Below are 24,693 nucleotides of genomic sequence, written 5' to 3' on the forward strand. Positions count from 1 at the left end.
ATACAAAGTAAAAAATGATTTTTTTTGAGAAAAACTCAAATTTTCCGGCTGGAATTTTGAAAAATAAGGCTGGATTGCAGCAACGTGGTCTGTTGTTGGTGGAGCTCGACTGGTTTATCTAATGTTCTGAAAAGAAAATTAGCAGCTTCTTTTCCCATGGCAAAGGCAGGCTGCTTCACGACACTGAGTGAGGGATTCAATAGATCGGCGATGTCTAAACAGGAAAAGCATATCAGTTTCAGGTCTTCCGGAATCTGTACCCCTTCTTCCCCAGCAACACGAATGGTAGATATCGCCAGTCTTTCCACGGAAGCAAAAATCCCGTCAGGTTTATGTTGTTTAATGAGATTTCTAATGGCCGCCCTGTTTTTCGTTTCATCGTTTTCTGTGTCCAGTATCAGCTCTTCCCGAAATGGTATACCATTATCTTCCAATGCTTTTCTATAACCATCCATTCGAATCTTGCCAATGGACACTTTTTGGTTAATAACGAGATAGGCTATGTTTTTACATCCGTTATCAATAAGATGCTGCGTGGCGAGTCTACTGGATTCAAAGTCATTACCGGTTACGAAATGTCCATGAAAGTCATCATAACTCCTATCAAAGAATACAATGGGGATATCATGGTCAATCAACGTTTGCAAATGACTATGGTCTTTTCCCTCTCCAGAGGCAGAAATCAATACGCCATCTACACGGCCATTTCCCAACGAACGTACAATAGATGCTTCATTCTGTACATTATTATCCGTTACGTATATTAAGGTATGGTATTTTTTTGAACGGGCAACCAGTTCAATGCCTTTTATCGCCTGACTGAAAAACTTGTTTCCAAATTCGGGGATAATGATCGCAATCGTTTGGCTGCGGTTCCCCCGTAAGCTACTCGCATACAAGTTTGGAGAAAAACCGAGTTCTTCCGCTTTCGCCAAAATACGCTCCTTTGTTTTCGGGCTAATATCGCTACTATCCCGAAATGCTCGGGATACCGTGGATTTGGACAGCCCTAACGTCTCTGCTAAATCGACTATCGTTATCTGTGACATATCTATATTATTATTTCAAAGATAATAATAATTCGTAGTTCCTTCTTCGAGATGGTGTAGTGTCGCCTACCTTAGAAAAAGAATATCTAACAAATAGAAAGTTGCAAATATCACTGAAGCTACGCCATTGGTCGTCATAAACGCTCTATTTACACGGCTTAGATCAGTCGGGCTAACGATACGATGTTGATATACCAATAGAAATCCATAAAATGCAACCCCAAAATAATAAAACCACCCCACGGGCATATAGAACGCCGGAAGTAGTACAAATACGAAAGAGAGAACATGCAGTAGTTCTGAAATGTGCAATGCTCTTTTTGTTCCGAAATATGCAGGAATAGAGTTCAGGCCATTTGCTTTATCGAATTCCTCATCTTGCAAGGCATAGATAATATCAAATCCGCCAGACCAGCACATTACGGCGATACCGTAGAATATCGGTACGATATCGAATTGGTTGGTTACGACCAAATACGCTCCTATAGGCGACAAGCCGAGCCCAACGCCCAATACAATATGGCATAGAGGTGTGAATCGCTTTGTATAGCTGTAAAACAATACGACAAACAAAGCAACGGGCGATAAATAGAAACACAGTGTATTGATGAAATAAGTTGCTGCTATAAAAATCAAGCAATTGACAATGGTAAATGTCAACGCACTATTTGCGGAAATTTTTCCCGCCGGAATATCGCGCATGGCCGTACGGGGATTTATGGCGTCAATATCACGGTCTAAAAAACGATTAAATGCCATCGCTGCGTTCCGGGCGGTTACCATGCACACCAGCATCAGCAATAGCTTTTTCCAATCAAAGCCATGCGCTGTAGTTTGTATAGCTAAAAAGAAACCGATAATGGCAAAGGGCAATGCAAAGATGCTGTGTGCAAACAGCACGAGAGACATGTACTTCTTCATGGTTATTCCTGCTCAACAATAGGCGAAACGAAATTCTTATTGATGTCGTCTATCGTCGCTAAAATCTCCTCCATACCTTGCTTCTTCTCGGCGGACGTCAAAAAAACCGGGGGAACCTCTTCAAACCAGGTTAGGAGTGACTTTTTGAATTGAGCGATATTTTGGTCGGACTTCAAACTGGATTGCTTGTCTGCTTTTGTAAATACAAGCAAAAAAGGCAGCCCCTGCTCTCCTAGCCAACAACAAAATTCTAAATCGATTTTTTGTGGCTCGTGCCGACTGTCAATAAGCACAAAAATACATTGTAAATTCTCACGTTTCGTCAGATATCTTCGAATAAAACGTTCCCATTCTGCACGGTTCTTCTTGGATGTCTGGGCAAAGCCATAACCGGGAAGGTCGACGAGGTACCATTCTTTGTTAATTATGAAATGATTGATAAGTTGTGTCTTACCTGGTTTTTGCGATGTTTTTGCTAAATCTTTTTTGTTGACCATGGCATTAATCAACGATGATTTACCCACATTTGAGCGGCCGATAAAGGCATATTCTGGCAACGATGGTTCCGGAAGCTTCCGTACCTCGGTATTGCTCATGACAAATTCAGCGGTTTTTACAAGCATACAACAAAGGTAATGTTTTTTCCCGTTTGTCTGATATTCGTTCAAAAGCTGCGGATTGCCCTAGGATGTAACGGCGATTGCCGAGATAATTACACGAATACAAAACATTATCGATACGTGAGCCGTTAGCATATTATAGTGTATAAATCTTTAGAGATGGAGAATAAGAATTTAAACGAAAAAGAAAAATCAAATGACGCGACTCCGCAACGTCCAGAGGGTGAACGTATTTTAAATGCCCCTCTTGTAGAAATGGACTTGTTTGCCTTCATTGACCAAATAAAGAATGAGCCGACCTGGGCTGATAGCGAACGGAATTCTATTACGATTTTTAAATCGGAGGCTATGACCATTGTGCTAATCGGACTACATGAAAATGCGGAACTAAAACCACATAAAGCAAACGGTACGATAAGTGTACAGGTATTAGAAGGAAAAATCGAATTCGGTACAGAGGATCAGTATGTACAAATTGAAAAAGGACAAATGATTGCGTTGCAAGAGAATTTGATGCATAGCGTAAAAGCATCAACAGAAAGCTTTTTTTTGCTTACGTTGGTAATGTAAGTGGTTACAAGATATCAATGCGGGAGCTCCGAATGAGAAGTTCGTCCTGGCTAAACTGATTCGCTAAATCTACTTTAAGCTGTCTCCAAAAAACCTCGTCTCCGGTTGAAGACATGACTTCATATATGATCAACTCGTCTTGCTCATGCCCTGTTTCCGGATTATCCCAAACACCGGTGACAGGCGATCGTCGATATACCGTGACTCCTCCAAATTTTTTGACAAGCAAATTTCGTAAATCATCAAAATAGTGTTTTGGAAATGCTTTGGCCCTATTATTTTTCAGCGGTAGGAAAATCTCAAAAAGCAGTATTTTATCTAACTTGTCTTCACATCGGTGGATAAGCTTACAAGCTTGTTCTGCGGAAATCCGCTTTTCGATTTTAAGCTGTTTACCTTCCTGTTCAATGTAGTTTTTAAAGAATGCTTCCAGTTGTGTCCCGGCTTTTTTCGGCAGATCCTTAAGGGTATCAACTTTTTCATATAAAACAGAAGCTACGGGTACGGCAATAAAACGATCATTACGAATCATCTTATTGCCATTATTGGATTCCGATTGATGAACGATAAACGCACCAATGATGCGGCACTCAACCGAACACCCCGGAAAGGTACTAAATTCAGATATGACTATGACATCGAGTGGATCATCGTCTCCTCCTTTAGTTCCGGGTAAAAAACCAAAATCAAAAGGAAACGTCATACCTAACGGTAAGATTTTCTTCAGTTTCATCTGTCCGTTTACAGAATCGTAGGTATATTTTTGACAGCTTCCTGCAGGTGTTTCTACAATTACCGAAATAGTGTCCATAACGTTCATACTTATACTTGTTATTTCTATCTTCAACAGTTATGGTGCCTAAAAAGTTCTGATATAAACTGTGCCTGTACCTCCAGCAGCATTCGATTTTGTGCTTTAAGACAATGGGTTCACGCGGTTATCCAGTTGTATATCATATCATTTTTTTTAACTTTGAGTCTGTGATATAGGCAATAGATCATCTATAAAGTTTTATCGATAATGAAAACAGGAATATTTTTAACCAACATATTGGCATTGATTTTTCTCAACGCGTGCAATACCGTAAAAGAGAATAGTTTTATACTGACGGGACGCATCGATAATTCAGGCCAGCTCGAGTCTGTGATGTTATATGAGGGAGAAACATTTGTTGACTCTATTATTTTAGATGAAAATGGTAATTTTTATATGGAAGGTATAGCTTCTGAGCCAACCGTATATGAACTGCATGTAGAACAGGAATCCTACATGCTGGTAGTGGAAAATGGGGAAAAGGTGGAGTTTAATACCGATTTAAATGCACCCGATCAATATACAATACAGGGTTCCGAAACCTCGGCAAAGATGAAAGAACTTAATCAAATGCGCGACAAATTCCAGGAACATCAGATGAATTTACAGCGCGAGTTTGAACAACGTCTTAGCAACGGTGAAGAACACGCTGCCGTTCAAAATGATCTCATAGCAAAAGATAACCTTTACACAAGCGAGTTATCAGAACAAGTTTTGCAGTTTTCGCGCGACAATGAAGATAATTTAGCCGGTTTCTTCGGCATGTTGGTCTTATACTCTGTAGATCCAATCGGACATGAAGAAGTGCTGGTGGAATATGCAGAAAAAGCACAGCGTCAGTTTCCCAACAACCAAACTGTCCAGTCGTTCGCCACCCACATGGAAGAGATAAAACCATTGAGCATCGGACAGGTAGCGCCGGATTTCGGTTCGACGACACCAGAGGGCAAAGAGGTCAAGCTTTCTGACCTTAGAGGGCAATATGTTCTGCTGGACTTTTGGGCAGCATGGTGCACACCATGTCGCCATGAGAACCCAAATATTGTCGAGCAATACCATCAATTTAAAGATAAGGGGTTTACGGTTTTCGGTGTGTCTTTGGATAGAGACCGCGAAGCATGGTTAAAAGCAATCAAAGACGACAAATTGGGATGGATGCAAGTCTCCGATCTTAAAATGTGGGACAGTGAAGCTGGTCGTTTGTATAATATCACTGCAATTCCCGCATCCTTCATGATCGATCCCGATGGTAAGATCGTCGGGAAGAATTTACGAGGACCTGCCTTAAAACAGTTTTTAGAGAAAAATTTATAATATACCTAATACAAGACGACATCCAATTTTGGACTACCAAAACATTTAATCGTCCCAATTGTCCTATTGGAACGATATGAACATAATTGATATCATACTTTTGCTGGTTTTCTTCATCTCGGTATGGACCGGCGTAACGAGGGGGTTCTTTGCCGGAATGGCGGGACTAGTCTCCTGGCTAGGAAGTTTACTGGTTACTTTTGCATTATATAGACATGTAGCCCGTTTTTTTGAGGCGAATATTACAGATGGCATTTGGACAATCCCTTTATCATTCCTATTTACATTGCTTATTACTGGCTCTATCCTGTCTCTGTTAGCGGCAAAAACCTTGAACGCTATTCCGTTAAAAATACAGAGACATCGATTGAACAACATTTTTGGGTTTTTACCGGGTATTGTCACAGGATTCCTTTATGCTGCTATTATCGCAACCCTTTTGCTCCTATTACCTTTTTCGGAATCCCTGACGTTGCAAACACGAGAAAGTAAAATCGCAGAACAACTTACCAACGGATTCACGCGAATTGAGCAGCCATTCGCTCCCGCACTCGAAGATGTAAACCGATCCATTAATAAAATGACTATTGATCCCGGATCATCTGAAAGCATAAGCCTTCCCTTTGTAGTGGAGAATCCCAAATCGAGACCAGATTTGGAGAGCCAGATGCTCGATCTTATAAATGAAGAGCGGGCGAAGGCGAACCTACCAGCGCTTACGTTAGATGAAGAACTGACACCGGTAGCGCGCCAGCACTCGGAAGATATGTTTGCGAGAAGTTATTTTTCGCACATTTCTCCGGAAGGACAGACACCGTTTGATCGCATCCGCACGGCGAACATTAGGTTTGTCGTAGCGGGCGAGAACTTGGCAATTGCACAAAATCTACTTTTGGCTCATGACGGGTTAATGAATTCACCAGGACATCGCGCCAACATCCTTCGAAAAACATTCGGTCGTGTAGGAATCGGTATTCTAGATGGCGGTATATACGGCTTAATGGTCACACAAAATTTCCGCAACTGACCGAAACGAAAATCCGTTCCCCAGCGGAATAGGGAAATTACCTACTCATGTGGATTCTTTGTAGGGGTTTTTATTATCAGGCCGGGGAATAGCGACTTGAACATTTGTTCCTTTGGCGGGCGCTGAATTTATATCTATCTCGCCATTCAACAACTTAATCTTGCTGCGAATAGATGCTAAGCCTATACCCGGTTTATGCAAACTATTAACTGTAATGCCCTGACCGTTATCGCTGACTTGTATGTTAATCTCTTCCCGTGTAATGTGGATAACGACATAACATTTCGTCGCGTTTGCATGCTTAACAACATTTGTCATGAGTTCTTGGGCAGTGCGATAGATGGCCAGTTCCAAGTACTTTTCCATACGTTGACGCGATCCGATAATTTTACACTCGAATTCTGTGCCATCAGACAACTGCTTACAAACGCCGTCGATCGCACTTTGAAGCCCAAACCTTTCCAGTGTGGTAGGCATCAGCTCGTGAGAGATTCGTCTAGTTTCAATGATCGTATCCTTTAGCAACTTATCAGTATAGGCTTTATTTGCGTTGAAATCACTTTCATCCATACCGTATCTTAAGCTCTCCATGTTAATTTTAATTCCGTAAAGGATTTGGCCGATGCCATTATGAAGGCTTTCGGCGATACGGTGCCGCTCTTCTTCCAGGGTGCTTAAAGAAACTCGAAAAATTTCCAACTTCTGCTCCGCTTCCATTTTCCGAATCTTTTCTTCGGCCATGCGAGCTGTCGAAATATCCATGTCTACCCCCAATACTCGTTCGGTTCTGCCTTCATTGTTTACAACAACAGTCCCCTTAAGATGTAGTATTTTTGTCTTTCCCGAAACACTGATTTCTAACAGTTCTTCAAAATCGCCATCACCGTTTCGGATATGCCGTACCAACCTTTTTGCTGCCTCCCGACCATTCCTTGTAGCGTATTCCAAGTATATCTCCGGCTTGATTTCTTTCCCCTTTTCCAAATCAAATAACCGATACATCCCATCCGACCAAGTGAAGTTCTTCTTGAGCATGTCGTAATCCCAGCTACCTAGAGCAGCTAAGTCTTCCGATTGTTGTAACAGGAGGTAATTCTTAAGCCGTTCTTCTTCAGCCATTTTGTTGGCTGTAATATCCATGTTGGAGGCCACTACGCCATCATTAAGTTTAACAAACGTACAACTAAACCATTTCTGAAAACCTTCGTAGTCATAGAAATATTCTGTAGTCTGTGGTTCATTTGTTTCAATCGCTTTAACAATCATATCGAATAATCCTGTCTTACGGATTCCTGGATATTCGGCGGTATATAGTTTACCAACCAAATCGGTACGCCCTGTTGCTTTTTCTAGTTCCTGGTTAACGGAGAGAATTTTCAGATCTGTAATTTCACCATTTACTCCCCGTACAGCTTCCAGAATCGACATTTGCACCAGCGTGGTATCCAAGATGGACTGTAATTGATCCCGGCTTTGCTGCAATTCCGTGGTTCGGTCACGCACGTCTTGTTCCAAACGATTACGATATCGCAATTCGGCTTTCCGAAGAGCGATTTCTGTCTGCTTATGCTCATCAATATCCTGTACTATTCCGATGATCGCCTCCCTACCACTGTACTCGATCGGCGCGACATTGATTGCTACCCATACGGGGCTATTGTCTTTCCGTTTGAACCTTATCTCGCAGCTCGACCCCATACCGGTCTTCTTCATTGCCTTAAGCCAGGCTAGTCGCTCGATGACGTCATAATAAACGGAAGTAGATGGTTGCTCAAGCAATTCACCGGGCTCATAGCCGAGGATAGCTTCCAAAGCACGGTTGGAATAAATGATCTTGCCTTCCGTTGAACTAACACCTACACCGAGCGGTGAAGTTTGAGTCAGTGTGCGGAAACGTTCTTCGCTTTCACGGAGTGCTTCTGTGTTCCGCTTTAAGGCATTAATGTCGCTGATTACGGAAACAGCTCCCGTTACCCGGCCGTCTTGATCAAGAGTCGGTACAGAGGCTATGCTGGTCCAGATCTCTCTCCCGGCGTCATCTATGTAAAGCATCTCCTGACCTGGCACAACAGTCTCGCCCCGTAATGCGCGTGCAACCGGAAAGTCCTGTGATTCAAGCGGTCGTCCGTTTACATCCCAAGCCTGCCAGTGCATAAGGTTTGCTCTGCTAAGGGACGGAATGCGACCGACCGGAACGAAACGGCGATATTCGGCATTACCAAAAATGATCTCACCTGAAATGCTGATAACGGCAACGCCGACAGGTACGCTTTCGAAAGCAGCCGCCAGTCGAGCCACACTACCGCTCAGGCCCGCATCTGCTCGCTTACGATCTTCGGTATCCCGAAAGGTGACAGACAGATCGCGCTCCAGTAAGTCAGCGGCCTGGCGAGTAATTACGTCCAATAACGCTAATTGTCGATCTGTTGGTGTGTAGCTATGTTTCCAATGGCTGGAGATTATACCAACTACCTTGCCATTTCGAGCGATAAGCGGCGTAGCTTGCACTGCTTGAATCCCGGACAAGCTGTAATAGTCGAGGTCTTCAGTTCTTTCCAGAAACGCAGCTTGTTGTACATCCGTTACGAGGATACGTTTTTTATCCGCCAACGCTATCTTGCATACCCTCGCCCGCCCTGCTTCGATCCAGGTACGGAATTTAGTGGAGTCAGAGTCGGCTCCATCCCAAGTCAGTAACTCCAACACCTGTTTCTCGGCATCGTAAAGTTGCATACTGGCGGCATCAGCTTCCATAATTGTTAAACTAGTGCGAAGGATTTGCTCGTAAAGCTGTTCTACACGACCATCTTCAACAAGACTGTTGCTCAGTTCCTGCAGTAATATGATGTCACGAAGCTCCGTATTTTGAACGGAAGTCGCAGTTCCTGTATGTTTCTTCTTTTTCATAAAAATCGCAATTAACAGCATACGTGGCAATTATGATAGCCGGAATAGCGATATATAGAATATGAACGTGCAATAGCTCATATCGTTCATTTTTTGTGATTTTAAGACTATGAAAAGATAAAACTAAAGTGCTGATGGGAATCTCCGTCGTTTGGGGAATCGGCGTCTTAATCACTAGAATTGCGAAAACCGACTCCTATATTGCTACCTTGTGTATTTGTCGATAATCAAAAAAGTGCTATCTTTAAAGTGCGAATTTAACATAGCCATCCGGTCTGATTATACCATACGTTTGAGGTATTTTCATTTAGGAAGTCGGGAGCAGACAAGAAGATTTGTCTGTTTGCGTTATTTTATTCCGGTGCCGTTATGACGTTCTTATAACGATGGTTACTCGAATAATAAGGATGCCCATTTTGGATTGGTATCCATTGATCTCGTGCAATCATTGATACACAAAACAGGCTAATAAAAGAACTGGAAAAGAAAAGCAGCTAATCTCTAGAATCATAAGTATATTAGCAGCAAAATACCCGTTATATGCTAGACATCCGTCATATCGTTAAACAATATAGTAACCATCGCGCTTTGGATGATGTGTCCTTGCACGTACCAAAAGGTAGTATTTTCGGTCTTTTAGGTCCGAATGGCGCCGGAAAAACATCCCTTATTCGTATTATCAATCAGATTACTGCTCCAGATAGTGGGGAAATTTATTTCGATGGGGAGCTTCTTCATCCCAAACATATAGAGCGCATTGGTTATCTGCCGGAAGAACGCGGGTTATATAAAAAAATGAAGATCGGCGAGCAGATGCTCTATCTGGCGCAGCTTAAAGGATTGTCTAAAGGGGATGCCAATCAGCGCATTCGACACTGGTTTGAAAAATTACAGATCGAAAGCTGGTGGGACAAGAAAGTGGAGGATCTTAGTAAAGGCATGCAACAAAAGGTGCAATTCGTCGCTACAGTCGTACACGAACCAGATCTTATTATCCTGGACGAACCCTTTTCCGGGTTTGACCCCGTTAATGCACAGGTGATACAGGAGGAGATCCTGGAACTGAATAAAAAAGGTGCTACTATTATATATTCTACGCATCGTATGGAATCGGTGGAAGAACTTTGTGATTACATCGCACTGATTAATAAATCGAAAAAAGTATTGGACGGCCCAGTTAGGGAAATAAAGCGTTCTTACCAAAACCAAATGTATGTTATTGAATTTAAAGAACAAGATGGCATCGTTCCACGCTTTATAGGGACATCGTTATTTGAAGTGGTGGAAGAGAAAACAACGATTGACACCCATGAAGTCACTATTCGTTTACAGGACAACAATTCGTTGAACGACATATTAGTATATTTGATTTCTCAAGTTGAGATACACCAAGTGAAGGAAGTTATTCCATCTATGCACGATATTTTTATTGACCAAGTTAAAGAATCGACTAATAGCAAATATATCCATCATGCATAAGATATTATTAATCATCAACCGGGAATACTTTAGCCGCGTAAAGAAAAAGTCTTTTTTGCTTGTGACTTTTCTTGTTCCCATGCTGTTTATCGGTATGTATGTGGCTATATTCTTTCTTACTAAACAAAGTTATGAGGATACCCATGCCATTGTACATCTTATTGATGAAGAGGGCTCGATAGCCGATCAGTTAAAGAATAATAAGAATATTACGTATTCGTCTTCAAACATGGATCTGCAGGAGCAGATTAAAAACTTAAAAAATGGTGCTAAGAACACCAATTTATTGATCATACCTGCTGACTTTTATACCGCTAGGAAAATCGAGCTGTTATCTTCAGGAAAACCGAATATAGGCACACAAAATGAGATAAGATCGCAACTTCGGGAAATTATCCGTAACGAACAGTATCGCAAAATGGGGTTGAATGTCGATAGTATTCGCAACATTAACGACAACATCCAAATTGCGGCAAAGGAGGTTACCGAAACCGGAGACGCTAAGGATAGCCATACGGAAGTTGCTATGGGTATCGCTATGGGGCTGTGCTTCTTAATTTATTTATCATTAGTTCTTTTTGGCACCCAAGTGATGCGTGGTGTCATAGAAGAAAAATCAAACCGTATTGTAGAGGTCGTCATATCTTCCGTAAAGCCGTTCCAGTTGATGATGGGAAAGATTATTGGGATCGGCTTAGTTGGCATCACGCAATTTGTGCTTTGGATTATTCTTTCTTTGACCTTGATGACCGTCTTTTCCACCGCTTTATTCAGTGATAAGGAGATCGCTCAACAAGCTATGGGACGCAACATGACAGAATTGCCTGGTGAGCAGTCTGCGACCGCAAACGCAGACTTTGATTGGATGGCCGCACTTGATTCTGTGAATTTTACAGAACTTACGATCTGCTTTTTTATTTTCTTTTTTGGAGGATATCTGTTGTATAGCGCTTTGTTCGCCGCAGTAGGCTCTGCCGTGGACAGCGAAACAGAAGCAGGACAATTTACGATGCCGATAACCATGCCGTTACTGATACCGTATGTCTTATCATTTGGCGTACTTATCAATGATCCACATGGAAGTATCGCAACATGGTTAAGCATGATTCCGTTTACATCGCCTGTCGCCATGTTGGTTCGTATTCCTTTTGGCGTACCTACCTGGCAGATTGTGCTATCTGCGTTATTGCTCATTGGTGGGTTTATACTCACGACTTGGTTTGCAGCACGGATATATCGTGTGGGAATTTTGATGTATGGCAAAAAAGCGAGTTTAAAAGAACTTATAAAATGGTTTAATTATAAGCAGTAATCTGGAAAACAAAACGTTGGGTAACGAGGTTATAAAAATTATAAAATTATCATGACGACATCTCAAAACACAGAAAAGAAAAAGTCGGGAGTTTTTGGAAAAATCCTGGCTTGGCTGCTTATCATCATATTTCTTGCGGTAGGTGGCTGGGTTTACTATAGATACTATTTCGTATTTGGTGAAGGTGTTAAATCAGGTTATCTCAATTTCGCGGTAAAAAAGGGAAACCTTTTTAAAACATATGAGGGCAAGTTGATTCAAGAAGGATTACGGACCCAAACCGGTAGCGGCGTGTCAAGCAATGAGTTTGAATTTTCGGTGGAAAATGACTCGATCTTCAAGATATTGGAACTAAATAGCGGCAAATATTTTGACCTGCATTACAAAGAATATCACGGAGTATTACCTTGGCGTGGCAACACGCGGTATATCGTCGATGAGGTCATTAATATGAAGTAGCACCTATCTAGGTTTGGCTAATAAAAATTATCTCGTTATAAATGAACTTATTCGCCTTATAGTGGTGTTTTTTGTTTAAAAATATTTGGAGTATAGGGGGAATTGTTCTACTTTTGTCTCATCAAAATCACGGTAGGCATAGCTCAGTTGGTTAGAGCACTAGATTGTGGTTCTAGGGGTCGTGGGTTCGAGCCCCATTGCTTACCCAAAAAGCTTCTCTTTTCAGAGAAGCTTTTTTGTTTTTAGCGGCTTCGCGAAACTAATTCTCCAAAATCTTTTGCTTTTGCTGTTGAAACTCCTCGTCGGAGAGAATGCCGGCGTCCAACAGTTCTTTCAAATCAAATAATGCCTTTTTCTTTTGTTCCATGTCCAATGTTCCTGCTTTCGCAGGCTGTTCTGGCTTCTTTTCTTGCAGAGGTCCATCTACGATAGCATTTGTTTTAGCTCCGAAGTCAATCAATAAGGCGGTTATCTCGTTAAGCCCCTTCATATTCGAATAGTCGATGGGTTTCTGTTCCAGGCAATTGGTGATATCTGTCGTCGCGCCGTAGGTTAGCAGATAGCGTACAATATCTTTTTTACCGTATGCCGCACCATAGTGTAGCGCTGTATTACCCGAGGCGTCCTGTTTATCTACATGCGCACCGTTTTCCAATAGTAACTTGACCATCGACAGATAACCGTATTTTGTAGCTGTTTGTAACAACGTCTCCCCTGCATAATGCGATTCAAAACCCAGAATGAATGTACGGCTCCCTGTGTTGGAAATCAGTTTTTCCATATAACTTCCATCTTTCCCATCCCAAGCGTCTACACTTCGGGCATAATCTGCAGATAGCCCTTTTTTCAGAAAAACGTGTACCAGCTCTTTTTGATTAGCTCCTACAGCGTACCATACGGGGGATATTCCTTCTTTGGTTTCCGCAAAAATGTCTGCGCCCTGTTCAATCAATTTCTCCGCAACAATACGGTTTCCTAAACGGACAGCTATTAGCAACGGACTTTCGTTCAGATTATTCGATAGGTTTATCGACGCTCCGTTGTCCAATAACAGGTTCACAATAGGAATTACATTGTTTTCCACAGCAATACTCAACGCACTATTTCCCATCTTATCGGTAAAATCAACATCCGCTCCGTTCTGCATCAGCAACTTTACTATAGGCAGGAATTTATTACGCGTTGCTATCAGCAACGGCGGGATGCCATCTTTGTTCAAAGCATTTATATCCAGCCCCAACCCTATCAATTTCTCGGTAACATCCTGCTGTCCGGTTTTGGCGAGGATATGCAACAGACTATTTCCTTGAAAATCGTTTATCTGCGGATTGGCACCGTTATCCAGTAAGTGGAGGATCGTTTGTTTTTGTTTATTGATCACCGCAAAAAATAAGGGTGTTTCGCCATGATGATCTTCGTAATTAATATCTGCACCGGCCTCGATAAGCTGCTTTACAATATCCGTATAACCCTGATATGCGGCATAATGCAATGCGGTACGCCCTCGTTCATCGGTGTATTTTACATCTACCTGTTGTTTTTCTAATAGTATTTCCGCTATTTTTCTTTTTCCACCTTCGCAGGCTACAATAAATGATTGCGACATATTTCCTGTTTTACTTACCGATTAATAACTCTACCACTTTTGTTTGCAATTGGTCTTCCATTGCGTAATCAATAGCTTTTTTGTCTTGCGTATTTTCTATTGTTGGGTCAGCTCCATGTTTTAACAGCATTTTCACTTTCCGATAGGTTTGTTTTGCTTTCATTTCTTCGTGATTGGAATCTTGGGCACAGACCTTTATCAAAATCGTATTGCCCTCGTCATCCTTCCAGTCTACGTCGATGTATTGATGTTCGAGTAAAAATGCAAGCACTTCGGACGGCTTTTCCGCAATCCAATCGATTCCCGATTTAGGGGTATGATACCAATCCGAGGTATCCGTTAATACAGCACCATTTTCCAACAATAGCCGTAATATTTCCATTCCGGATTCTCCTCCTTGGAAATAACGTAAAAAGCCATTCAATAAGTTTTCTTTCTCTTTGTTCAATTGGCTGAAATCAGGTACACCATAATCTAATAGCAGTTTTAGTAAATTAACGTCCTGTCGTTGTGCGACTGCTATATAGAATAGACTATATCCGTTTGCATTGACCTGATTTATGTCAGCACCTGCTTCTAAAAGCATCTTAATGGTGGGCAGATGCCCCGCTTCTATTGCGGTAAATAAAGCAGTTTCGTGCGTTACCGTTTGTGCATTGATGTCTACACCGGCATCTAATAATAGTTGTACAATCTCTTCTGCGTTTGGCGGTGGCATGCGCAATTGTTTGCAAAATTGATGCAAATACGTTAACCCATACCTATTCTGATAATCCATTCGGATACCCGCATTGATAAGGGCTTTCAAAATGTGTATGGAGGATTTATTGTCGATGGCATACGAAAGCAGGTTATGCCCTTCGATTTCTTCGTTGATATCGTCTATATTAGAGAGAAAACGGTTAAATATAGGAAGATATATTTCCCAATCTTCTTCTTTGGAAAGGTAAGGCTTTAAGAGATATTCTAAGGGTGTCCGACCAATGGACTCGTATTCAAATAAATCTGTCTCCACAAAATTGCTGTCCACACAATAAGCCAATGCTTCCCAGAATCTGTTCTGCAACATGGTTTGAAAGAGCCGGTTTACTTCGCTCTCGGGCAACTTGCCATGTGGTGCTTTTAAATAATCAATAAGTGCGTCCTCATTTCTGCTGAATAGTACTTTAATAAATTCATCTTTGTCAAATTCGCTCATAGTACGTTATGTTAATCATTCCTTGCTATAAAAAACGAAGCTAAATATACTTTATTTTCCGATGCTGTTTAACACAGCAAACAATTTAATATATCTACAAACTATATACATCTAAAATCAAAAATTTGTGCTGTTTTTATTATCTTAGGGGTAAACCGATAATAAGCATGTTTAAAACCAGTTTCGTACAATTTTCAGATGATCATGTTATATATAATAGCAGGCGCTTTGATGGCTATTTAGCTTTTCTTCCGGAACCTGTATCACCTCCTTTAGAAACACACGTATCCTACCGGTATTTCAGTGGAAAAGACTTCTGCTGGTTTGAATTTAAAGATACGCATCTACCTTCCAACTTATCTATGCAGATTACCGCTTCTGACAACTATCTCTGGCTTCTTATCAATATGCGAACGGGAATTTCGCTGACATTGGACAATATGTACCGGATACCTACCGATATGTTACTCTGCTACCAAACGCTAATCGATGATTATTTGATTTCTTTAGGTAACAACAGCTCCTGGTTTCTATTATTAGGGATAGATGGCCGTATATTGCAGGAGCTAACGACAGAATATGCACAACTGAAGCCGCTATTTGCGACAGATACTGAAGAAGATGTCTCGCATCGGATCATCGGGACGATGAATCTCCATGCCAAGCTTAAACGCATATTGGATGGACTTCAACAGATGGAATTTCGACCATTTAGTACGTATTATCAACTAGCAAATTGGAACATCCGGTTCTTCCGGCATGTATTTCAAGAAATGGAACCGGAATCTCTCGATAGGACAGATCACGAAATCGAACTGTATCATAAAGCCATGGCGTATATCCGGGAAAATTTCTACGACGACCAAACGAATATGGAGACCGTTGCGCATGCATTATACGTAAGCGAAAGTACATTGAAAAGAGCTTTTAAAGACAAGCCATTTACAGTGACAGAACAGATTATCGAATTTCGGCTACAAGCAGCAAGAGAAAGCATCCGAAACTCCGATAAATCCATCGCGAAGATAGCATCTTCTTTAAATTTTGCCTGTCCCAAAAACTTCAAACGTCTTTTTACCAAACGTTTTATGATAAGCCCCGTACAATATCGGAGTAGCATGCGGCTGAAGCGATTGTTTTAATCGACGCCGGTACAAGATTTCTGCTTACATGTGTCCTGTCTGATAGGTCATGATCAATGGCTCAACGCACACCGCTTTTGACTCATTGCGCTATACCATTGTGCGATATGAATAGAACAACGCCGTAACGATACACATCAACAAGTCTATGGACATCACCAATGATACGGATTACATCAACTATGATCCGATACACATGTGCTTTCGTCCAGCTGTCATTACCCGTAACCCAATGTACCAGTCCAATGAACCAAAACACATCACCTTTATCATATTGGTAAATACATCTGATTCGTTGGTGATGTACAATGAGCTGTCGTTAATGCACAACGGTAAGTAAATACTTACCACAAAATATACTTGTATTTATCGGAAACGCCGTTTTTGAGACAAAAATAAAGACAAGGGGGCTAATCGGGTCACAACTATCCGGTGTTGGCGGAAAAGTTGACCCAAATAGCCCCCCTCTTAAGAAACACCTCTCCCTATATTTGAGGCGTTAATTAATTTTTTATAAACAATTTAAATTTAATCATTATGGCAAAGCCAGTACTAACATCAAAAACGCGTACGGAATCAAGGTTGGTTCAATACGCCTCCAACGTGGTAAAAAAATCAAAGGAGAATGCAGATCTGTTTCCCGATGCCACGGAGAAAGTAACACTATTGGAAACTGCGTTAGCGGATTACACGGATTCTTTATCCGAAGCGGCGTTTAGAGACATGCGGCAGGTGGTCATCAAAAACCAACAGGCAGTTTTGGTCAGACAACTGCTCTATGACCTGTCATTACATGTAGAGTCTGTCGCTAAAGGCGACGCCAACATTGTGTTGGCAGCAGGGTTCGTACCAGGAAAAAACAACGCTCCTAACGCAGGAATATCACCCAGGGCCAACGACCTGCGTGCTGTAGTTACCCATCCTGGAACGAACACGGTACAGTTGCGCGTCAATCCATGGCGCCCGGCAAGGTTCTATCAGTTTGAATACCGCAAGGCAGGTAGTCTCAACGAATGGACAACGGTACTTAGCACAAAATCCAAATTGGGCATTTCGAATTTAGACTACCTACAGGAATATGAATTCCGGGTAACCTATCTCGGCACCAATCCAACAGCTAATTACAGCGACACCGTACGCTGTGTAGTGGTATGACCTTATTTATCCGACCTGCACGTGAGCAGGTCGGATATTTAGTTTACCGTATTTTTTTATTATGTTTAATGACCAATATATAAAAATGAAGAATATTACCATAGACCATCCGCTCCGCACCATCAGCTATCAAACACACGACGATCGTTATCTACAAAATCTCGAAGCGTCCGCTTTGGATAATTATAGGCTAGCACACGACCAAGTCTGGCGCATGAAGCTCCTCTTCGAAAAAGAAAAAGGCGAAGCGCAGCTTGCCCTCATAAACCTCCATAAATTGGAGGAGGAAAGATGGGAATTAAACGACACGCTTGGTTTCTATAAAGAACAGGTTGATTTCTCCGGTAAAAACCTGCATACTGAACTCGAGGCTAACTTTCAGGTCGAATTACGAAACTTTTACAACAGTGTTATCCGACAACACCATAAACTGGTACAGTTTTATGATGTTATCGGTGCGCGTGACAGGGAATATACCATCATCACGGACACCTACTTTAGAGGAGAGAAACCGATTGATCCGCTACATTTTGAAGTACTCGATTCGGTCTTTAGGCACCACGAAGATATGCACGTAGATGTCGTTTCACTCGATAAAGATCTCCAGCAATTTCTTGCTGTATTGACAGATGTCTATCTACTTCTGGACAGTTATATCCAACAATACAACATACTGTACACCACCTATAGCGATATCCTGCAAAAAACAGCGCAATTGACAAAAGATGTGGAGGTGTTAGATGTGGTGTGGGGGAAAAATCGAGATGCTTTTATATAAAACACCTCGACTTTTTATTATAGAGCTTCGGGCAATCTACCGTATCGCCTTCACTTGAAAGGCATCCAGCGTGTTCGCTTCGTCTGCTGCTATTTGCAGTTTCGTAAACGGTTTCTTCGTAAAGAATAAGGTACTCATATTGCTTTTTCCCCCATCAGCAAATAATTCAATGGAATTATGATCCAACAAGAAACGAATATCCAAATCATCTCCCTGAACCAAACGTGGGGCAACCGGACGATGGATAAATTTATCGCTGAAATTCGCGTCACCCGCTTTCGAACGATCAATGAAATACTGTTGTTTTGCCGCATCATAGCCGAATACTAATGTCTCCCCTTCTTCATTAGTCAACGTTACATGAAAGCCCGTAGCTTTCTTCAGCGTAAACGACGCGTCGAATGTATTTCCAAATGAAGCGATAGCATCACTTAAATCTGCTTCATTAGTTAATTCCACTGACTTAGATTTAGTTGTCACCTCGCTTACTTTATCAATTTCCGAAGCAGGAGTAGAAGTTAACAACCATTTATCGCCCTCTTTCGACAAACCCAATTCCCGCACAATCGTATTTCCGCTTCGCCAAGTGGATGCCGGAACATCGTTAGCATATTCCCAGTTGCTCATCCAGCCAATCAGCAACTTGCGGTCGCCGGTATTTGAAAAAGTAACACCCGCGTAGTTATCGGGACCGTAATCCATCCAACGGATATCGTTGTGCGCGCTTGCGAAAGTTTTACCGTCGAAATCTCCAACAAAATATTGTGTCGCAGAACCGGTGTTCGGTCCCCCGGGATTGATACTAACCAACAATACCCATTTCTCCCCTTCAGCTGTAGAGAAGCGCAATAAATCGGGACATTCCCATACGCCGCCGTGTGCACCTATCCCCTCACCGAACTCGCTTAATCTTTCCCACGATTTCAGATTTTTAGAAGCGTAAAAGGTAATGGACTGCTTTGTAGCAAGCGTCATGATCCACTGCTGTGTCTCATTATGCCATATCACCTTCGGATCGCGGAAATCCCAGATACCGGGATTTGGCAATACCGGATTACCTTCATATTTCGTCCATGTTTTACCTTGATCCAGACTATACGCTATACTCTGTGTTTGGTGCAACCCGGTTTTCTGATCTTCAATTTCGTGGCTATGATTCGTATATATAGCTACTAACGCGTTTGCACCAAAACCTGCCGTATTATCTTTGTCGATAACGGCACTTCCGGAGAAGATTGTTCCCAAGCTATCGGGAAAAAGTGCAATCTCCTGCTCCTCCCAATGAACTAAATCCGTACTCGTGGCATGCCCCCAGTGCATGGGTCCCCATACGTTACTATCTGGATTATGTTGAAAAAACAAATGGTAGGTTCCATCCAGATAAACCAGACCGTTGGGGTCGTTCATCCAGCCATTTTTGGGAGAAAAGTGATAAGCCGGGCGATAGTCTTCCAAACTATCGATCTGCTGGTTTTGTTCTGTCGAAGATTGCTGTGGTCCACACGCAATAACAGCTAGTGCGAATAGACCAAATCCAACTTGTTTTACTATTTCTTTCATATTATGAAGTATTTATTTTCTATTATTTATTGTTTTGCTCCCAAATGGATTTTATTTCCCACGCTTCCAATGAAACAATTTCAGTTGTTCCTTTTTCAGAGAATATTTCTATGCCTAATTGATTTTCCGACGGAAATGTGACAGCACTGAACACAATACTCCCATCGTTGACAAATATTTCAACCGAAGCTTGGTCTATGAAAATATGCATTTTTAAGGTGCCATTATTTAGCACTGATGGTGCATACATTTTTTTCGCAAAAGCATCGGTAAATCGGCTTTCGGAAACAAAATCAGTGCAGTTTGTACGATCCAGACATAGTATAGAAGTCATCGGATCATAACGCAAGGCTAATTTCCTTCCTTCGCCTACCAACATGTTAAAACCGAAAACAGCTGCATCATCTGATTTAAATTCCACTTCGATTTCATAGGTGTTTTTGGTAGGTTTAAACGGTTCAATCTTCGTATCTTTTCCTATGGTGACTCCGTTCATGCTGTGGAGCGGTCGCCGAAGTTGCTTCAATTGGGGTATCGGTTGCTGAACTATACGGTATCCTGTAGGATGTTGCTTCAATGCCATAACACGAGGTAAGGACTGAAAGCCTTTGCCCCACGAAGTAGGTGCCCAACGCGAATAATCCCAATTGCCCATCCAACCGATAGCAAAAACAGTGTTTCCAAACGTATGGGGTTCATCATAATTCCGCCACGTGCGTGTAGCATAGTAATCGTTGCCGTAATCTAGCCACAAGGCATGTTCCAATTGATGGTTCATCAACTCATTAGAGAATAAGATATGGTCTATCGCTATGGCTCCATGCGTACTGTCGGAAATAGCATCGACTATCGCTAAATGCGCTTTCTTTCCCATCAAATCGCTTACATCCCAACCATTCCATTTGAAAACATTGCTCTGGTCGCCTGTTACTGTTCGTCGTATTTCACCATCCACTACCAGATGCATGCAAAGTGAATCGGGGCGTTTTCCGCCAGCAACTAAAAAATTGATAGCATTATGCGTGATCGTGAATGGCTTGGATATCACTTTACCAACGGCATTACCTTGAGATAAGTCACCCAAGTAACTTTCTCCCAGATAGTCTACGGCTTTGGTTGATGCCGCCTGATTTTTAAAAGCTTTACCCTCTATTTGCCAATTGTTCCATACATCCCCTTCAAAATCGTCATACACCACGCCGTTCAAGCCTATACCATTTTTTAGATAATCCATGATTTTCTCATCAGGTGTAAACGTTTTTCCGTCGAAATCGCCAACAAAATATTGTACTCTATTCGGTCCACGACCAATCAACATGACCCATTTACGTACGCCCTCATGACCGAATACAGGAAGTTCAAAAAGATCCGGACACTCCCAAAAAGAATTTTTAGCCCCCAGATCACCAAAACTGCTACAAAAGTTCCATTGCTTCAAATTGTTAGATTCATAGATATGGATTTGCTGCACATCCGGTAGCGAAACGACCATTTTCCATTTTTGATCCAGCCCATGCCAAAATATCTGCGGATCCCTAAAAAAAATCTTGTTGATATCTAAGACAGGGTTTTGGGCATAATAATGATAACTTAACCCGTTATCGTTGCTCACGGAAATCGCCTGCGTTTCGGGTATGGAGTCACCCGGAAAATGTTTCGTATAGAAAGCAATCATGCTATCCTCACCGAAACCACCGGTATTTTTCCGGTCAACGACCACCGATCCACTAAAATAAGAAAATTTACCATCGCCACCTTTCATAGGATAAGGTAATTCCTGCCAATGCACGAGGTCCTCCGATACAGCGTGTCCCCACCAATATAGATGAAACTTTCCATCTGTATAAACCAACCCGTCGGGGTCACCAATCCATCCCTTAGCCGGACTGAAATGGAATTGAGGCCTGTATTTTTCCTGATAAACGGTTTCTTCATTATTCTGCCCATAAGCGGAAAAATAAACCAACAGTAGAAGAAAGGGTATATATTTTATCATGATTTTTCTATTTTCATACTGGAGACTTTAATCGTGCCCTGATCTGAGAAAATAGTCCACGGGTTTTGATCCATTTTGTATATACGATTGGTAAATGCAACTTGATTATTTACATATACCACACAAATGGAGTTTTCCACGACCATCTTGACATCAAACACCTTATTGGTCGGAACGATAAGCGGCGTAAAGTTGAGTTCTTTCTTTGTGCTACCCTGCTTATTTTCCTGATACATAAATAAAGAAGGCATTCCCCAACGATTTGTAGATGTCAAATCAAAAGAAACACTATAGACTTCCGACATATCTCCGCATGCGCCAAAAGAAAAACCAAAATGATTAGATTGCGACGCATCTATTTTCATCGAAATTTTTATAGGTGTGATATTTCGGTTAAACAAAGCGTAGCTTCTCCCAGAAGTTTGTGCGGCAATCGTGTAGGCATTGCCGTCTCCCGAAACCGTTCCTTCTGCAGCAATCTGTGCAAAAAGTACATTCACGTTGAATTTCTGATCTACCGCGTCCGGAATAACCGGATACAGTTTGCCGCTTGCCTGTTTTACCAATTTATGCGAAACAAGGCTTCCCGACCAATGCAGTTCATTATTATCGTTTACGGTCTGTCCGGTAGAAGTCCAACCCGAGAGATAACGTGTTGTGCCGTCACTGGCGGTTTTCCCGGCATACAAATACAATCCGTCAAATGTTTCATGGTGTCCAGCTGCATCGCGACAAATCTTCCACGGTCCATCCGGTGAATCAGAAACTCGGTAGAAGGTTTTGCGATGTTCATCACGGTTGATTCTCGAAAACGTCAGATACCATTTATCGCCCATTTTGAAAATATCTGGACATTCGAGGATTTCCGAATCTGTTTCGATCTCGTGTTTTCCCGGATTATTTGATGTTGTCGCAACCAAAGGTTCCATAATGGACCAGTTATTTAAATCAGAAGATTTGTAACGTGCCAGTGCACCCTTACTGTCTTTGCGGGTTGTAACAAGCATTACGTAATTGTTATGGGTTTCATCCCAATAAACATGGGGATCTCGGAAATTGTTCTGATCATATTCAGCGGTAGCTTGAAAGGTGGCTGTCGGCTGTTTCGTCCAATTCAACAGATCTGGAGATGTCGCCATCATGATCTTTTCGGCAGGGCTTAAATTGCCATTATGCCCGGTATAAAAACTATAGTAGATATTCTCCTTCTTAATAAAACTTCCGGTACCTATCCATTCATCTTGGCTGCCTATCGGTCCGGCAGGCAGTATTTGTGTAAAACCTTCGAAGGTACCATAGTCATTGGTTCTTGTCAAGAAAATAGGGTGACGATTGGCATTTTCATAAAGATAAAACAGGTAAAACTTATTGTCGCCTGCATTATAATAAGGCATGGGATCGCCAACGTAGCCCTGTAGAGGTTGATAAAATGTTCGATATATACCATTGTCCTGTACATTGGTGCACGTCGTTGATCTGTCTACACCCTCTATCGGTGGTTCAGTTGGTGGTATGTTGTCGTCTCCCTTACACCCGGTCAGTGTGTTCAAAACAAATAGAATCGAGAGTATATATGTATGTGTATTCATGATTTCCTATAAAATGGTATGTGGCTGTGTAAAATATTGCGCAGCCACATACACTGTTCAACCTGTTATTCTTTTGGAAGCGCCTTCAATTCGTCCCAATACATACGTTGTGTTTGGAAAGGAACGGGCTGGCCGTTAGGGTGCTCGTGCGGCATCACCAAGATGTTGTTGATGATAGCGGTGCGTTCTGCCGGAACTTCGAAAATCAACTCCTGCCACTCGCCAAGATGATCTTCTGCGTACCGTGCTCTCAACCAATCCTTATTCGCTTCTCCATCCGATTGTATTTCGATCTGTACATCTCCTGCAACATCTTTTAATACCATAATGGAAAAACGGTTATACGCTGCGGGATTAATATTTACTTTATTGTCGTTCCACAGGGCTCCTCCGTGCCAACCTTCTCCGGTAGTCGCGTTCCGTAAGATAGAAACACATAATGGAGACGGATTGATGCCATCCGTTTTTGGATTGTTTGTTTGATTTTGCACCGTAGTTCCCAAATCTCCCCATCGTGGAGATACATTCTCACCGTTGAAGATAAGTAGGGGTTGTTTAGGTTCATCACCCAATACTACCGTTACGGTGTAGTTGAATGTCTGCCCTAGATAAGACAAAGTATATGTTACTGGTGTGGTGAAATCGACGGGGCTACCTAACGCAGGCAATATTTCTGCTCCGCTTGTATAGTCTATCATCGGACGAAGCTGCGTCACATCTGTTCCCTCGGGTACATAGACCAAAATTGTGCTTTCAGCTTGGTTGATAATACCTGTTCTGTCCCCAATACGGAAGGCGGTTATTTCGGCTTTAATTTCCCTTATCGTTACGCGGTAGTCTGTGTACACATTTCCGTTATATACACGATATACAACGGGAGACGTGGAGGAATAGCTAAAATCCCGAGGTTCTCCCGCGGCTGGTTTCACTGTGGCATTGGGAGGTAATTCGATGGTGGGTGCAATAGCCGATAAATTTGTACCCGCAGGAACCATCACGGTAATGGTGCCTTTTTCATTATCCACCGTACCGGCTACATTGTCAACATGGAAGGAAAGGAGATGCACATCCGCATTCATATCGAGCGAATCCGTCGCATCTTGCTTACAGGACGTAAGTAGCCCCACAAACAATAGGAAAAAACTTAATCCAGCGGTGTTTTTTAACGTTTTCATATCATGAAATTTTTTTCGTTTC

21 protein-coding genes and 1 tRNA gene are annotated in these 24,693 nt (G+C 42.0%); 11 read left to right on the forward strand and 11 right to left on the reverse strand.

What is annotated here, in order from left to right:
- Positions 1 to 35 precede the first annotated feature (35 nt).
- The 3 genes from H8B21_RS07235 to yihA form a co-directional block, all read right to left on the reverse strand.
- Complete coding sequence (locus tag H8B21_RS07235; RefSeq protein WP_190313137.1) at positions 36 to 1,049, reverse strand: LacI family DNA-binding transcriptional regulator; 1,014 nt, start codon at positions 1,047 to 1,049, stop codon at positions 36 to 38.
- A gap of 66 nt (positions 1,050 to 1,115) precedes the next feature.
- Positions 1,116 to 1,970 (reverse strand): 4-hydroxybenzoate octaprenyltransferase, encoded by an 855-nt coding sequence (locus H8B21_RS07240; protein ID WP_190313138.1) that lies wholly within the window; start codon positions 1,968 to 1,970, stop codon positions 1,116 to 1,118.
- 2 nt (positions 1,971 to 1,972) lie between these two features.
- The gene (gene yihA / locus H8B21_RS07245) at positions 1,973 to 2,593 is read right to left on the reverse strand and encodes a ribosome biogenesis GTP-binding protein YihA/YsxC (RefSeq protein ID WP_165292826.1); all 621 of its coding nucleotides are present in this window, start codon (positions 2,591 to 2,593) and stop codon (positions 1,973 to 1,975) included.
- 156 nt (positions 2,594 to 2,749) lie between these two features.
- Here yihA and H8B21_RS07250 point away from each other — a divergent pair, with 156 nt between their 5' ends.
- Complete coding sequence (locus tag H8B21_RS07250) at positions 2,750 to 3,160, forward strand: cupin domain-containing protein (protein ID WP_190313139.1); 411 nt, start codon at positions 2,750 to 2,752, stop codon at positions 3,158 to 3,160.
- Between the two features lie 4 nt (positions 3,161 to 3,164).
- Here the strand turns inward: H8B21_RS07250 and H8B21_RS07255 are convergent, their stop codons facing one another.
- A complete protein-coding gene (locus H8B21_RS07255) occupies positions 3,165 to 3,980 on the reverse strand; it encodes an inorganic diphosphatase (protein ID WP_190313140.1) in 816 nt (271 codons plus the stop codon).
- Positions 3,981 to 4,181: 201 nt separating this feature from the next.
- Here H8B21_RS07255 and H8B21_RS07260 point away from each other — a divergent pair, with 201 nt between their 5' ends.
- Together H8B21_RS07260 and H8B21_RS07265 are read left to right on the forward strand one after the other, a co-directional pair.
- On the forward strand, positions 4,182 to 5,288 hold the full coding sequence (locus H8B21_RS07260; RefSeq protein WP_190313141.1) for a TlpA disulfide reductase family protein: 1,107 nt from the start codon (positions 4,182 to 4,184) through the stop codon (positions 5,286 to 5,288).
- Between the two features lie 76 nt (positions 5,289 to 5,364).
- On the forward strand, positions 5,365 to 6,315 hold the full coding sequence (locus tag H8B21_RS07265; protein ID WP_190313142.1) for a CvpA family protein: 951 nt from the start codon (positions 5,365 to 5,367) through the stop codon (positions 6,313 to 6,315).
- A 45-nt stretch (positions 6,316 to 6,360) separates the two neighbouring features.
- Here H8B21_RS07265 and H8B21_RS07270 read toward each other — a convergent pair whose 3' ends face one another.
- Positions 6,361 to 9,222 (reverse strand): PAS domain S-box protein, encoded by a 2,862-nt coding sequence (locus tag H8B21_RS07270; protein ID WP_190313143.1) that lies wholly within the window; start codon positions 9,220 to 9,222, stop codon positions 6,361 to 6,363.
- 540 nt (positions 9,223 to 9,762) lie between these two features.
- On the opposite strand from H8B21_RS07270, the gene H8B21_RS07275 reads away from it, so the two are divergent.
- The 4 genes from H8B21_RS07275 to H8B21_RS07290 all read left to right on the forward strand — a co-directional run bounded on the left by H8B21_RS07275 (position 9,763) and on the right by H8B21_RS07290 (position 12,678).
- The gene (locus H8B21_RS07275) at positions 9,763 to 10,701 is read left to right on the forward strand and encodes an ABC transporter ATP-binding protein (protein ID WP_190313144.1); all 939 of its coding nucleotides are present in this window, start codon (positions 9,763 to 9,765) and stop codon (positions 10,699 to 10,701) included.
- The gene (locus H8B21_RS07280) at positions 10,694 to 12,013 is read left to right on the forward strand and encodes an ABC transporter permease (RefSeq protein WP_190313145.1); all 1,320 of its coding nucleotides are present in this window, start codon (positions 10,694 to 10,696) and stop codon (positions 12,011 to 12,013) included. Before H8B21_RS07275 ends, H8B21_RS07280 begins: the two co-directional genes overlap by 8 nt.
- Before the next feature lie 51 nt (positions 12,014 to 12,064).
- The gene (locus H8B21_RS07285; protein ID WP_190313146.1) at positions 12,065 to 12,472 is read left to right on the forward strand and encodes a hypothetical protein; all 408 of its coding nucleotides are present in this window, start codon (positions 12,065 to 12,067) and stop codon (positions 12,470 to 12,472) included.
- A gap of 132 nt (positions 12,473 to 12,604) precedes the next feature.
- Positions 12,605 to 12,678, forward strand: a tRNA-His gene (locus tag H8B21_RS07290).
- A 53-nt stretch (positions 12,679 to 12,731) separates the two neighbouring features.
- On the opposite strand, the gene H8B21_RS07295 is transcribed toward H8B21_RS07290, so the two are convergent.
- Together H8B21_RS07295 and H8B21_RS07300 are read right to left on the reverse strand one after the other, a co-directional pair.
- Complete coding sequence (locus H8B21_RS07295) at positions 12,732 to 14,078, reverse strand: ankyrin repeat domain-containing protein (RefSeq protein WP_190313147.1); 1,347 nt, start codon at positions 14,076 to 14,078, stop codon at positions 12,732 to 12,734.
- A 10-nt stretch (positions 14,079 to 14,088) separates the two neighbouring features.
- Positions 14,089 to 15,276 (reverse strand): ankyrin repeat domain-containing protein, encoded by a 1,188-nt coding sequence (locus H8B21_RS07300; protein ID WP_190313148.1) that lies wholly within the window; start codon positions 15,274 to 15,276, stop codon positions 14,089 to 14,091.
- Positions 15,277 to 15,443: 167 nt separating this feature from the next.
- Between H8B21_RS07300 and H8B21_RS07305 the strand changes: the two genes are divergently transcribed.
- From H8B21_RS07305 to H8B21_RS07320, 4 genes are all read left to right on the forward strand, one after another.
- Complete coding sequence (locus tag H8B21_RS07305; RefSeq protein WP_190313149.1) at positions 15,444 to 16,418, forward strand: helix-turn-helix transcriptional regulator; 975 nt, start codon at positions 15,444 to 15,446, stop codon at positions 16,416 to 16,418.
- Positions 16,419 to 16,566: 148 nt separating this feature from the next.
- A complete protein-coding gene (locus H8B21_RS07310) occupies positions 16,567 to 16,758 on the forward strand; it encodes a hypothetical protein (protein ID WP_190313150.1) in 192 nt (63 codons plus the stop codon).
- Between the two features lie 197 nt (positions 16,759 to 16,955).
- Positions 16,956 to 17,573 (forward strand): hypothetical protein, encoded by a 618-nt coding sequence (locus H8B21_RS07315; RefSeq protein ID WP_190313151.1) that lies wholly within the window; start codon positions 16,956 to 16,958, stop codon positions 17,571 to 17,573.
- An 85-nt stretch (positions 17,574 to 17,658) separates the two neighbouring features.
- Positions 17,659 to 18,351, forward strand: a complete 693-nt coding sequence (locus H8B21_RS07320) for a hypothetical protein (protein ID WP_190313152.1) — start codon at positions 17,659 to 17,661, stop codon at positions 18,349 to 18,351.
- 36 nt (positions 18,352 to 18,387) lie between these two features.
- On the opposite strand, the gene H8B21_RS07325 is transcribed toward H8B21_RS07320, so the two are convergent.
- The 4 genes from H8B21_RS07325 to H8B21_RS07340 form a co-directional block, all read right to left on the reverse strand.
- Positions 18,388 to 19,911, reverse strand: coding sequence for a glycoside hydrolase family 32 protein (locus H8B21_RS07325; protein WP_190313153.1), 1,524 nt, complete (start codon positions 19,909 to 19,911; stop codon positions 18,388 to 18,390).
- Between the two features lie 22 nt (positions 19,912 to 19,933).
- Complete coding sequence (locus H8B21_RS07330) at positions 19,934 to 21,907, reverse strand: glycoside hydrolase family 32 protein (protein WP_190313154.1); 1,974 nt, start codon at positions 21,905 to 21,907, stop codon at positions 19,934 to 19,936.
- On the reverse strand, positions 21,904 to 23,496 hold the full coding sequence (locus tag H8B21_RS07335; protein WP_190313155.1) for a glycoside hydrolase family 32 protein: 1,593 nt from the start codon (positions 23,494 to 23,496) through the stop codon (positions 21,904 to 21,906). Before H8B21_RS07335 ends, H8B21_RS07330 begins: the two co-directional genes overlap by 4 nt.
- Before the next feature lie 65 nt (positions 23,497 to 23,561).
- Positions 23,562 to 24,671, reverse strand: coding sequence for a hypothetical protein (locus H8B21_RS07340; RefSeq protein WP_190313156.1), 1,110 nt, complete (start codon positions 24,669 to 24,671; stop codon positions 23,562 to 23,564).
- Positions 24,672 to 24,693: the final 22 nt, after the last annotated feature.

It is taken from the genome of Sphingobacterium chuzhouense, assembly GCF_014692525.1.
GTDB lineage: Bacteria > Bacteroidota > Bacteroidia > Sphingobacteriales > Sphingobacteriaceae > Sphingobacterium > Sphingobacterium chuzhouense.

Bases quoted from the DNA above. Each gene is read 5' to 3' on its own strand.
- H8B21_RS07235 (WP_190313137.1), bottom strand. From the start codon at position 1,049: ATGTCACAGATAACGATAGTCGATTTAGCAGAGACGTTAGGGCTGTCC.
- H8B21_RS07240 (WP_190313138.1), bottom strand. From the start codon at position 1,970: ATGAAGAAGTACATGTCTCTCGTGCTGTTTGCACACAGCATCTTTGCA.
- yihA (WP_165292826.1), bottom strand. From the start codon at position 2,593: ATGCTTGTAAAAACCGCTGAATTTGTCATGAGCAATACCGAGGTACGG.
- H8B21_RS07250 (WP_190313139.1), top strand. From the start codon at position 2,750: ATGGAGAATAAGAATTTAAACGAAAAAGAAAAATCAAATGACGCGACT.
- H8B21_RS07255 (WP_190313140.1), bottom strand. From the start codon at position 3,980: ATGAACGTTATGGACACTATTTCGGTAATTGTAGAAACACCTGCAGGA.
- H8B21_RS07260 (WP_190313141.1), top strand. From the start codon at position 4,182: ATGAAAACAGGAATATTTTTAACCAACATATTGGCATTGATTTTTCTC.
- H8B21_RS07265 (WP_190313142.1), top strand. From the start codon at position 5,365: ATGAACATAATTGATATCATACTTTTGCTGGTTTTCTTCATCTCGGTA.
- H8B21_RS07270 (WP_190313143.1), bottom strand. From the start codon at position 9,222: ATGAAAAAGAAGAAACATACAGGAACTGCGACTTCCGTTCAAAATACG.
- H8B21_RS07275 (WP_190313144.1), top strand. From the start codon at position 9,763: ATGCTAGACATCCGTCATATCGTTAAACAATATAGTAACCATCGCGCT.
- H8B21_RS07280 (WP_190313145.1), top strand. From the start codon at position 10,694: ATGCATAAGATATTATTAATCATCAACCGGGAATACTTTAGCCGCGTA.
- H8B21_RS07285 (WP_190313146.1), top strand. From the start codon at position 12,065: ATGACGACATCTCAAAACACAGAAAAGAAAAAGTCGGGAGTTTTTGGA.
- H8B21_RS07295 (WP_190313147.1), bottom strand. From the start codon at position 14,078: ATGTCGCAATCATTTATTGTAGCCTGCGAAGGTGGAAAAAGAAAAATA.
- H8B21_RS07300 (WP_190313148.1), bottom strand. From the start codon at position 15,276: ATGAGCGAATTTGACAAAGATGAATTTATTAAAGTACTATTCAGCAGA.
- H8B21_RS07305 (WP_190313149.1), top strand. From the start codon at position 15,444: ATGTTTAAAACCAGTTTCGTACAATTTTCAGATGATCATGTTATATAT.
- H8B21_RS07310 (WP_190313150.1), top strand. From the start codon at position 16,567: ATGGACATCACCAATGATACGGATTACATCAACTATGATCCGATACAC.
- H8B21_RS07315 (WP_190313151.1), top strand. From the start codon at position 16,956: ATGGCAAAGCCAGTACTAACATCAAAAACGCGTACGGAATCAAGGTTG.
- H8B21_RS07320 (WP_190313152.1), top strand. From the start codon at position 17,659: ATGAAGAATATTACCATAGACCATCCGCTCCGCACCATCAGCTATCAA.
- H8B21_RS07325 (WP_190313153.1), bottom strand. From the start codon at position 19,911: ATGAAAGAAATAGTAAAACAAGTTGGATTTGGTCTATTCGCACTAGCT.
- H8B21_RS07330 (WP_190313154.1), bottom strand. From the start codon at position 21,907: ATGATAAAATATATACCCTTTCTTCTACTGTTGGTTTATTTTTCCGCT.
- H8B21_RS07335 (WP_190313155.1), bottom strand. From the start codon at position 23,496: ATGAATACACATACATATATACTCTCGATTCTATTTGTTTTGAACACA.
- H8B21_RS07340 (WP_190313156.1), bottom strand. From the start codon at position 24,671: ATGAAAACGTTAAAAAACACCGCTGGATTAAGTTTTTTCCTATTGTTT.